The organism is Amycolatopsis rubida (genome assembly GCF_900115345.1).
Classification (GTDB): Bacteria; Actinomycetota; Actinomycetes; order Mycobacteriales; family Pseudonocardiaceae; genus Amycolatopsis; species Amycolatopsis rubida.
Genome location: NZ_FOWC01000005.1, coordinates 329,813 through 340,412, shown reverse-complemented (window position 1 = coordinate 340,412; position 10,600 = coordinate 329,813). Strand labels below are relative to the sequence as shown.

Genomic DNA, 10,600 nt, shown 5'->3' with positions numbered 1-10,600 from the left:
CCGGCGCTGATGCGCAGGCTCGGGGCCGTGAGCGAATACGAGTACGACCTCATCGTCATCGGCTCGGGCCCGGGAGGGCAGAAAGCCGCCATCGCGGCGGCGAAACTGGGGAAGAAAGTCGCCGTCGTCGACCGGCACGACATGGTCGGCGGCGTGTGCGTCAACACGGGCACCATTCCGTCCAAGACGCTGCGCGAAGCTGTGCTGTACCTGACCGGGATGAACCAGCGCGAGCTGTACGGCGCGAGCTACCGGGTGAAACAGGACATCACCATCGCGGACCTGATGGCGCGCACGCAGCACGTCATCGGGCGCGAGGTGCAGGTGGTGCGCGCGCAGCTGCTGCGCAACCACATCGATCTGATCGGCGGCGTCGGTTCGTTCGCCGATCCGCACACCGTCCTGGTCGACGGCAAACACCGCGGCGACCGGCGCACCATCACCGGCGAGCACGTCGTGATCGCGACCGGCACCCGTCCCGCGCGCCCGGACCACGTCGACTTCGACGCCGCGCGCGTGCTCGACTCCGACGAGATCCTGGCGATGGAGACGATCCCGTCTTCGCTGGTCGTGGTGGGCGCGGGGGTGATCGGGATCGAGTACGCGTCGATGTTCGCCGCGCTCGGTTCCCGGGTGACGGTGGTCGAGCAGCGCGACCAGATGCTCGACTTCTGCGATCCGGAGATCGTGGAATCGCTGAAGTTCCAGCTGCGCGACCTCGGCGTCACGTTCCGGTTCGGGGAGAAGGTGGCGAACGTCGCGGTCTCCGCCGACGCCACCGTCACGACCCTGGTCAGCGGCAAGCGGATCCCGGCGGACGCGGTGATGTACTCGGCCGGGCGGCAGGGCATGACCGGTGCGCTGGCGCTGGAGAACGCGGGCCTCAACGCGGACAAGCGCGGCAGGCTGGAGGTCGACGAGCACTACCGGACGTCGGTCGAGCACGTGTACGCGGTCGGCGACGTGATCGGATTCCCGGCGCTCGCGGCGACGTCGATGGACCAGGGCAGGCTCGCCGCGTACCACGCGTTCGGCGAACCGGCGAACAACATCGGCGCGTTGCAGCCGATCGGGATCTACACGATCCCGGAGATCTCGTACGTCGGCGCGACCGAGGCGCAGCTGACGTCGTCCTCGGTGCCCTACGAGGTCGGTATCGCGCGCTATCGGGAGCTGGCGCGCGGCCAGATTTCGGGGGACAGCTACGGGATGTTGAAGCTGCTGGTGTCGACGGCGGACCGGAAGTTGCTGGGAGTGCACGTCTTCGGCACCGGCGCGACCGATCTCGTCCACATCGGCCAGGCGGTGATGGGCTGCGGCGGGACGGTGGACTACCTGGTGGACGCGGTCTTCAACTACCCGACGCTGTCCGAGGCGTACAAGGTCGCGGCCCTCGACGCGACGAACAAGATCCGTGCGCTGGAGCGGTTCGCCGGCTGAGCTTCCGCCTCGCTCGTTCGAGGGGTGTTCGAACATATGTTTGACAGTGCTTTAGAACGTGTGTTCGACTGTAGGGGTGCGTTGGGAACAGTTGCGAGCGGGGAAGGAGGAGCCGGCACTCCCCGGTCTCGGTGCCTTCGGGGATGTGGTGCGCTCGGTGCGCGCGCCGGAGTTCGGCGGCGTCACCTTTCACGAGGTGCGCGCCCGGTCCGTGCTGAACCGGGTGCCCGAATCGTCCGCGGTGCCGTTCCGGTGGTCGGTCAATCCGTATCGCGGGTGTTCGCACGCGTGCACGTATTGCCTCGAAGGCGACACGCCGGTGCTGATGGCGGACGGCCGCGCGAAGCCGATCGCCGAGCTGCGCGCGGGCGACCGGATCATGGGCACGCGCGGACACGGCGTCGCGCGCAGGCTCGTGCCCACCGAGGTGCTCGCGCACTGGACCACGGTGCGCCCGGCGTACCGCGTCACGCTCGACGACGGCACCCGGATCGTCGCCGGACCGGACCACCGGTTCCTCAGCTCGCGCGGCTGGAAATACGTCACCGGCAGCAAACTCGGCACCGCGCAACGGCCGCACCTGGAACCCGGCACCGAACTGGTCGGCGGCGGCCGGTTCGCGCGCACGCCGGACGACACGCTCGGCTACCGCGCCGGATACCTGTGCGGAATGCTGCGCTCGGGCGGTTTCGCCGCGGAACCGGACGCCGCCGCACGAGCACTGGCGTACCTGCCGGACTTCGGTTCGTCAGTGGGCTTCATGCGGATCCCGCGCGAGCCGGACGCCCACTGGGCGCGCGGCTTCCTGGCCGGACTCTTCGACCTGGCGGGCGGCTACCGGCGCGGCACGCTCTCCATCGCGCACGACGAGAACGAAGTAGTGGACATGCTGTTCGCCGCGCTGGACCGGTTCTCGTTCAGCTACGACACCGTCGGCCACCGCCAGCACCCCGGCCGCAGGCAGGCCCGCCTCACCGGCGGCACCGGCGAAGTGCTGCGGTTTCTGCACCTGGTCGACCCGGCCGTCGAATGGAAACGCTCCCTCGACGGCACTGTGATCGGCGGCGTCCGGCGCACAGTCACGAGCGTCGCGCCGATGGGGCTGGAGCTGCCGCTGTTCGACATCACGACGGGCACCGGCGATTTCGTCGCCGACGGGATGGTGTCGCACAACTGCTTCGCCCGGAACACCCACACGTACCTGGATTTCGACGCCGGCCGGGACTTCGACACCCAGGTCGTGGTCAAGGTCAACGCGCCGGAAGTGCTGGCCGCACAAGTGAAACGACCGAGCTGGCGACGAGAACCGGTCGCCATGGGCACGAACACCGACCCGTACCAGCGGGTCGAAGGCCGCTACCGGTTGATGCCCGGAATCATCCGCGCCCTCGCCGGCTCCGGCACCCCGCTGTCGATCCTCACCAAAGGCACCATGCTGAGCCGGGACCTGCCCCTGCTGGAGTCGGTGGGCAAGGACGTCCCAGTCCACCTGGCAGTGTCGCTGGCGTTGCTGGACGGCGACCTGCAACGCCGCCTGGAACCCGGCACCCCGGCCCCGCGTGCCCGCCTGGACCTGATCCGCAAAGCCGCGGCCGCGGGTCTGCCGTGCTCGGTGATGGTCGCGCCGGTGCTGCCGTACCTGACCGATTCGCCCGAGGCTTTGGACCCGCTCTTCGCCCAACTCGCCGAAGCCGGGGCGACCAGGGTGACGGTCCTGCCGCTGCACCTCCGGCCGGGCGCGCGGGAGTGGTTCGCCGCGTGGCTGAAGCGCGAGTATCCCGAGCTGGCACCGCGTTACCGCCGCTTGTACGCCCGAGGAAGCTACGTCGACCGCGGCTACCGGGAACGACTGGCCACAGTGGTAGGCCCGTTGCTTCGGCGGCACGGTCTGGACCCTCGGGCCCCCAGGGCGCACTCGGAAACCCGGACGGAACCGGACCCGCCAGGGGAGACGGGCCCTGAGGTGCCGGAACAACGAGCGGAGGAGGCGGAACAGTTGCGGCTGCTGTGAACGCCGGGCTCGACGATCGATTGCGGGTCGCACTGCCGGACGAAGAAGAGCTGACCCGCCGCGTGCGGGATATCCGGTAATGCCGTGACCTGGTGGAACGGAGCCTCCGCCGCGATCAAGGACGGGGAGGAAGGCTGACCGAACGATCCCTGCTTCGGGCGGGCAGGCCCGGGGCGGCTCGCCGGACGATCGCGGTGAACGGCGTGGCGGGTCTCGCCCGCGGCGCCGATCACGGTGAACCGCATGCTCCGGTCCGGCCTGGGCGCGGATTGCGGTGAACCGCATGCTCAGGTCCGGCCTGGGCGCGGATTGCGGTGAACCGCACGATCCGCGCCTCGTCAGGCGAGTCCGCTCACCTGTCCCGTCCGCACCCGTCTGAACTCCAGCGCCAGGGTCCCGACCAGCCTGCGCCGCCCCCTGTATTGGCGGTATTGGCGTTTCGCTCGGCACTCCAGCTCCCGCACGCCCGAAGCGCCCGCACGCCTGCGCGCCTGAAGCGCCTGCATGCCTGAAGCGCCTGCGTGCTCGAAGCGGCCTGCATGCCCGAAGCGCCTGCACGCCTGCACACCCGAGCTGTCCGTGCCATTGCAGGCTGGTTCCAGGGAGCCTCGCCTCTCGCTTTGAGCCTGCCATCCAGTCCTGACCTCGCAGCCCTGCCACCCCGCGAAGCAGCCCTGCCACCCCGCGAAGCAGCCATGCCGGCCCGCGGACCCGAGCCCTCCCGGTCAAAGGCTTGCTGGCCCGGGGGGTCTCGCCGCCGGCCGGGCCTGCCCGGCTCGCTCCCGCGGCGCTGCCGCTCCGGCCAACCTGGGCCGTCCGATCAAGCGGGCACCAGGCCCAGGGAACTTCACCCTCTCGCCTTGGCCTGCCAACCAGAACCGCGCCCAGCCTCAGCATCCCCACCGGGCCGAATCCCGCCCTCGTCATCCGCCCGAACCGCCCCGACCCAAACCTGCCCGCACCCCCGGGCGTCGAGTTCGTTAGCCTCTGTATCCGGCGAAATGCGTGTTCGGCTCAACCCCGCACACCCGCCGCACCCGAATCTCGTGGACCTAGGGAGAGCAGTCGCAGTGCTCCGCACTCATCAAGCCGGCACCCTGCGTGCCGGGCAGGCCGGTCAGACCGTCACCCTCACCGGCTGGGTGGCGCGGCGGCGCGATCACGGCGGAGTCATCTTCATCGATCTCCGGGACGCCAGCGGCGTCGCGCAGGTCGTGTTCCGCGAGGGCGAGATGGCCGAGCGCGCGCACGCGCTGCGGTCGGAGTTCTGCGTGAAGGTCGTCGGCGAGGTGTCGCAGCGACCCGAGGGCAACGCGAACCCGGACATTCCCACCGGCGAGATCGAGGTCCTGGCCACCGAACTCGTCGTGCTGTCGGAGGCCGCTCCGCTGCCGTTCCCGATCGACGACCGGGTCGACGTCGGCGAGGAGGTCCGGCTCAAGTACCGCTACCTCGACCTGCGCCGCAGCGGCCCGGCGGCCGCGATCCGGCTGCGCAGCGAGGTCAGCCGCGTCGCGCGCGAGGTGCTGCACGCGCAGGACTTCGTCGAGATCGAGACGCCGACGATGACCCGCTCCACCCCGGAAGGCGCCCGCGACTTCCTCGTGCCCGCGCGGCTCAAGCCGGGTTCCTGGTACGCGCTCCCGCAGTCGCCGCAGCTGTTCAAGCAGCTGCTCATGGTCGGCGGCATGGAACGCTACTTCCAGATCGCCCGCTGTTACCGCGACGAGGACTTCCGCGCGGACCGCCAGCCCGAGTTCACGCAGCTCGACATCGAGATGAGCTTCGTCGAGCAGGACGACGTCATCGCGGTCGGCGAGGCCATCGTGAAGGCGCTGTGGAAGCTGATCGGCCACGAGATCACCACCCCGATCCCGCGGATCACCTACCGCGAGTCGATGGCGAAGTACGGCTCCGACAAGCCGGACCTGCGCTTCGACCTCGAAATCACCGAGCTCACCGACTTCTTCTCCGACACGCCGTTCCGCGTGTTCCAGGCCCCGTACGTCGGCGCGGTCGTCATGGCGGGCGGTGCCTCGCAGCCGCGCCGTCAGCTCGACGCCTGGCAGGAGTGGGCGAAGCAGCGCGGCGCGAAGGGCCTGGCGTACGTCCTGGTCAACGAGGACGGCACGCTCGGCGGCCCGGTCGCCAAGAACCTGTCCGAGACCGAGCGCGCGAACGTCGCGGAAGCCGCGGGCGCGAAGCCCGGCGACTGCATTTTCTTCGCCGCGGGCAAGGTTTCCGCCGCTCAGCCGCTGCTCGGCGCCGCGCGCGACGAGATCGGCCGCAAGCTCGGCCTGATCGACGAGGACGCCTGGTCGTTCGTGTGGGTCGTGGACGCGCCGCTGTTCGCGCCGGTCGAGGACATCGGCGACGACGTCGCGGTCGGCTCCGGCAAGTGGACGGCTGTGCACCACGCGTTCACCTCGCCGACTCCGGAGTGGATCGACAAGTTCGAGCAGGACCCGGGCAACGCCCTCGCCTACGCCTACGACCTCGTCTGCAACGGCAACGAGATCGGCGGTGGCTCGATCCGTATCCACCGCGAGGACGTCCAGAAGCGCGTGTTCGCGCTGATGGGCCTCGGCGAGGAGGAAGCGCAGGAGAAGTTCGGCTTCCTGCTTGAGGCGTTCCAGTTCGGCGCGCCCCCGCACGGCGGCATCGCGTTCGGCTGGGACCGCATCGTGATGCTGCTGGCCAAGGCCGACTCGCTGCGCGACGTGATCGCGTTCCCGAAGACCGGCGGCGGCTACGACCCGCTCACCGCCGCGCCCGCGCCGATCACCGCGCAGCAGCGCAAGGAAGCCGGGATCGACGCGAAACCGGCTGTCCCGCAGAGCAAACCGGCTGCCGCGCAGGAGAAGTAGTGGCCACGCGCGGCGTGTCCGTCGAGGGCGGCCGGCGGGGCGGGGCGGTCTAGTGCTGCACCTCAGGGCGATCTGCCCGCCGGAGCGCACTGACGAGACGCTGGAGCTGCTGCGCACCCATCCGGGCGCGGCGCACCTGATCGTGCACCGCGGGGCGTCCGTCTCGCCCGAGGGCGACCTCGTCGAGGCGGACATCGCGCGGGAGGCGGCCGACGACATCGTCGACGCTTTGTGCACGCTCGATCTCGACCACAGCGGCGGCATCACCATGGAATCGCTGGACACAGCGCTTTCCGATGCCGCCGACGCGGCCGAGGAAGCCGCTCCCGGCGAAGGCGCGGACGCGGTCGTGTGGCAGGAGCTGCTCGGCCGTACCGGCGAGGAGTCGCGGTGGAACGCCACGTTCCAGGCGTTCCTCGCCATCGCGTGCCTGCTCGCCGCGGTCGGCGTGCTGACCGACTCGTCGGTCACGATCGTCGGCGCGATGGTGGTCGGGCCGGAGTTCGGCCCGCTCGCCGCGATCGCGGCCGGCGCGGTGCTGCGCCGCTGGGACCTGGTGCGCCGGGCGGGGGTCGCGCTGGCCGTCGGTTTCCCGGTCTCGATGGCGATCACGCTGCTCGGCGTGCTGCTCGGCAGCTCGGCCGGGCTTTTCGATCCGCACGCGATCGTCAATAACCATCAGGTCGATTTCGTGTACCAGGTCGGACCCGCGTCGTTCGTGGTGGCATTGCTCGCCGGGGCGGCCGGAATGCTCGCGATGACGTCGGCGAAATCGGCCGCGCTCGTCGGCGTGTTCATTTCGGTGACGACGGTGCCCGCGGCCGGTTACGCGATGGTCGCGGCCGTCGCCGGGCGCTGGGACCGGGCCGGTTTTTCGGTGCTGCAGCTGCTGGTCAACCTCTTCGGAATCGTTCTTGCTGCGGCCATTGTGCTGATAGTTCGCCGACGCAAGCAACGTTCCGCCGTGTTGCTGCGTCCGCTTTCCCGTGGGTGATTCCGGGCGCGTCCCGGCGCCCGGAACGTTGTGGTCATGGTTGCTCAGTCACGAGTAGGGTCGGTGACAATGACAGTCGACACCTCCTCCGCCGGCGACGCCGGAGTCCGGGCGGAAGCCGGGGAACTCGCCGTCGCCGCGGCCGTCGCGGCGGGCGAGGCGGTGCTCACGCGCCGGTTCGGGAGCGCGATCGCGCTGGTCTCGCCCGAACACCTCGCCGGAAGCGGCCCGGCGACGGTCGTCCGGGCACGAGTCGTGTCTTCCTCCTTCGCACTGCCGCGCACCCTGGTGGTCAAGCACTATCCGGACCCGCCGGAACCCGGCCGGGTCGACCCGTTCGCCCAGGAAGCCGTGAGCTACCAGCTGTTCACCGCACTGGCTCCGGACGAGCGGATGTGCCCGGAACTCCTGGCCCACGACGGCGGCGACCGCGTGCTGGTGATCGAGGATCTGGGCCGCGCACCCACCCTGCAAGACAAATTGGCCGCCCGCGACTCCCGGGCAGCGGAGCGCGCACTCCTGTCCTGGGCGCGTTCGCTGGGCCGCCTGCACGCGAGCACCGCCAGCCGCGAAGCCGACTTCAACGCCCTGCTGCGCCGCCTGGGCGGCCCGGTGCGAACCGACAACGACGGTCTGGCGGGCCTGGCCGACGACGTCGAAGAACTCCTCTCCGAACTGCTGGACGTGCCCGTCCCCGAGGCGGTGCGCGAACGCATCGCCGAAGCCGTCGCCCAAGCCCGGTCGGCCGCCTTCCGCGCCTTCAGCCCCGTCGAACTGGCCCCGGAAAACAACCTGGTCACCGGTTCCGGAGTCCGCTTCCTGGACTTCGAACGCGGCCGGGTCCGAACAGCACTGGTCGACGCCTCCTGCCTGCGGCTGCCGTTCGTGTCGGACCCGCGCGCGATGGCCCTCCCCGCAGGCATGAGCGAGGCGATGATCGCCGCCTGGCGAGCCGAAATCGTCGACGTCTGGCCCTCCTTCGCCGACGACGTCGAGCTGGCGAAGCAGCTCACCATCAGCGAAATGCTGCAAGTCTGGCAAATCACCCGCGACCTGCTCCCGCACCTGAACCTGAGCAGGCACGCCACCCCCGTCAGCCGCGAGGCCGCCCTGGTCACGTGGTGGCGCGAACTGGCAAGGCACGCTGGCTACTCGCGCCTGACCGAGGTCGCCGAACACTCCACCAGAGTCGCCGCCGCCCTGGCCGCCCGCCTGGGCCCGCACGCCGACCTGGCTTTCTACCCAGCCTTCCGCTGACCCCTCGGTCGCCCCGCCCGCTGTCGGCGAGGGCCACCCTCATTGACTCTGATTCCCTCAGGGTTCCCCTCACGACCCGCCGCCGGGATGCGGCCCAATGTGGCATTGGGCGTGTCCCCACCGCCACCACGCCCAGCACGCTCCGCGCACGAGAACCCGCGCACACCCCCTCGCACCCACCGCAGCCGACGCACCCCACCATCGAGGCACCCACCCCCGAGCCGTCAGCACACTCAGGGCTTCGGGGTGCCCCACGCAACCACCCGCAAGCGATGTCGCCCCCAGGCGACGAGCCAAACCACCCCAACCCAGACCCCGAGTACCGGAAGTTCCCACCTCCGTCCATACCGCGTTACCTCCCCATCACCAGCGGTGAGCCTCAATACCGGATGGTCTTCGTCGTGACCGTGATCAGCGTCGGAGTCACCCCACCCGCAAAACCAGCCCCGGCCCCCCGGCCTCAACCCCAGACCCGGCGAGCAACCCGCCTGGCAGTCCTAGGCGACTCCACCGCAGTAGGCCTAGGCGACCCCCTCCCCAACCGCGGCGGATGGCGCGGCGTAGGCCCCTTGGTCGCGGAAGCCCTGGGCATCGCCGAAGACGGCTATCTGAACCCGTCCTTCACCGGCGCCCGCATGTCCTGCGTACGGACCGATCAACTCCCGAAAACGATCGCGCACCGCCCGGACATGGCCCTGGTCGTAGTGGGGATGAACGACACCCTCCGCCCAGACTTCAACGCGGACAACATCGCCGAGGACCTCACCGCCATCGTCCGCGAACTCACCGCGATCGGAACCACAGTCCTCCCAGTACGTTTCCACGACCACAGCAAGGTCTTCCGCCTCCCGCCGTCCCTGAAGCGAGCCCTGAGCGCCCGCGTGACGGAACTGAACGAGGCGATCGACCGGGTGGTGGAAGCGGAAGGCATCGCCTGCCTGAACCTGGACACCCTCCCCGGCGCCTACGACCTCACCGTCTGGAGCGTCGACCGCTTGCATCCCTCCGAACTGGGCCACCGCATGCTCGCCGAAGGTTTCACAAACCTGGCCGCAGCCGCCGGTTTCGAGGTGCCGCGACCGGTGAGCCTCACCTGTTCCGGCGGAGTCGAGCCAAGCGCAGCCGCCCACTTCGGCTGGCTCGTGGCCAAAGGCGTGCCCTGGCTATGGCGGCGCGGCCGGGAGTTCCTGCCCTACGCCGCGGTCATCATGTGGCGCTCGTTCCGCGAGCGCGTGGGCTGAATACCCGCAACGCCTCCGCGTCCGATGCCGGATTCCGTACGAAATAGTCGCTCCAGTCCTGAATTCCGGAATACTCCGACGTCTCCGCCAACTCCCGGCACGCGGCCTCCGCGTCGTAAGCAGTACGCCGCAACTCGACGCCAGGACCTAGCCGCGCCCAGTGCGCACCTGTCGTGCCATAAGGCATTCCGACGCTGCCGGGGTTCACGATCCGGCACCGGTCGGCTAAGCGCAGGAACGGCATGTGGGTATGCCCGCACACCACCGTCCCCGCCGTGACGCCGTCCAAGACCTCCGCCCACCGCGACAACGGGCTGTCCACGAGGACGACCTCTTCGTCGTCGCGCGGAGTGGCGTGGCAGAACAGCACTTCACCGAGCCCGTCGATTTCGAGCGTGACCGTCAACGGCAAGCCGTCGAGCAGCGCCACCTGATCCGGCCGCAGCCGCGCCGCCGCCCACGGGCCGATCGGGTCCGGGATCTGGGTGGAGCCGCCGCCAGCGAGTGTGACGAGTTCGCGATCGGCGTTGCCGCGCACCCACACTGCGCGATCTCCGAGCGAAACCAGCCGGTCGAGCGTCTGCCGGGGCAGCGGTCCGGCCGCGAGGTCGCCGCACAGGACGACCAGGTCGGCAGCCTGGACGTCGGGTTCGGCGAGGACCGCGTCGAGCGCGGGCAGCACGCCGTGGATGTCGGACAACACCGCGACCGAGGAGACCATCGCCCCAGTCTGCCCTCCGGCGGCGCTGCGGGGCCGGGCGAGCGGGATTGTCGGGGTGGTCGGATACCG

7 protein-coding genes are annotated in these 10,600 nt (G+C 70.0%); 6 read left to right on the top strand and 1 reads right to left on the bottom strand.

The window, feature by feature from the left end; all coding sequences use genetic code 11:
- The first annotated feature begins 9 nt into the window (after positions 1-9).
- The 6 genes from sthA to BM362_RS22025 all read left to right on the top strand — a co-directional run bounded on the left by sthA (position 10) and on the right by BM362_RS22025 (position 9,810).
- Positions 10-1,440, top strand: coding sequence for a Si-specific NAD(P)(+) transhydrogenase (gene sthA / locus BM362_RS22050; protein ID WP_093574364.1), 1,431 nt, complete (start codon positions 10-12; stop codon positions 1,438-1,440).
- A gap of 76 nt (positions 1,441-1,516) precedes the next feature.
- On the top strand, positions 1,517-3,451 hold the full coding sequence (locus tag BM362_RS22045) for an intein-containing Rv2578c family radical SAM protein (protein WP_208865288.1): 1,935 nt from the start codon (positions 1,517-1,519) through the stop codon (positions 3,449-3,451).
- 1,070 nt (positions 3,452-4,521) lie between these two features.
- Positions 4,522-6,318 (top strand): aspartate--tRNA ligase, encoded by a 1,797-nt coding sequence (aspS, locus tag BM362_RS22040; RefSeq protein WP_067579336.1) that lies wholly within the window; start codon positions 4,522-4,524, stop codon positions 6,316-6,318.
- A 52-nt stretch (positions 6,319-6,370) separates the two neighbouring features.
- Positions 6,371-7,312, top strand: a complete 942-nt coding sequence (locus tag BM362_RS22035; protein WP_067579335.1) for a DUF389 domain-containing protein — start codon at positions 6,371-6,373, stop codon at positions 7,310-7,312.
- A gap of 69 nt (positions 7,313-7,381) precedes the next feature.
- Positions 7,382-8,569 (top strand): phosphotransferase, encoded by a 1,188-nt coding sequence (locus BM362_RS22030; protein ID WP_093574363.1) that lies wholly within the window; start codon positions 7,382-7,384, stop codon positions 8,567-8,569.
- A gap of 389 nt (positions 8,570-8,958) precedes the next feature.
- Entirely contained in the window at positions 8,959-9,810 is an 852-nt protein-coding gene (locus tag BM362_RS22025) for an SGNH/GDSL hydrolase family protein (protein ID WP_093574362.1), read from the top strand.
- On the opposite strand, the gene BM362_RS22020 is transcribed toward BM362_RS22025, so the two are convergent.
- Positions 9,776-10,531 carry a metallophosphoesterase family protein gene (locus BM362_RS22020; protein ID WP_067579329.1) on the bottom strand — a complete coding sequence of 252 codons (756 nt, stop codon included), beginning with the start codon at positions 10,529-10,531 and terminating at the stop codon, positions 9,776-9,778. The genes BM362_RS22025 and BM362_RS22020 overlap by 35 nt on opposite strands.
- Positions 10,532-10,600: the final 69 nt, after the last annotated feature.

What these genes read in the sequence shown, in the direction of transcription:
- sthA (WP_093574364.1), top strand. Translation starts at nt 10, where the DNA reads ATGCGCAGGCTCGGGGCCGTGAGCGAATACGAGTACGACCTCATCGTC.
- BM362_RS22030 (WP_093574363.1), top strand. Translation starts at nt 7,382, where the DNA reads ATGACAGTCGACACCTCCTCCGCCGGCGACGCCGGAGTCCGGGCGGAA.
- BM362_RS22025 (WP_093574362.1), top strand. Translation starts at nt 8,959, where the DNA reads ATGGTCTTCGTCGTGACCGTGATCAGCGTCGGAGTCACCCCACCCGCA.
- BM362_RS22020 (WP_067579329.1), bottom strand. Translation starts at nt 10,531, where the DNA reads ATGGTCTCCTCGGTCGCGGTGTTGTCCGACATCCACGGCGTGCTGCCC.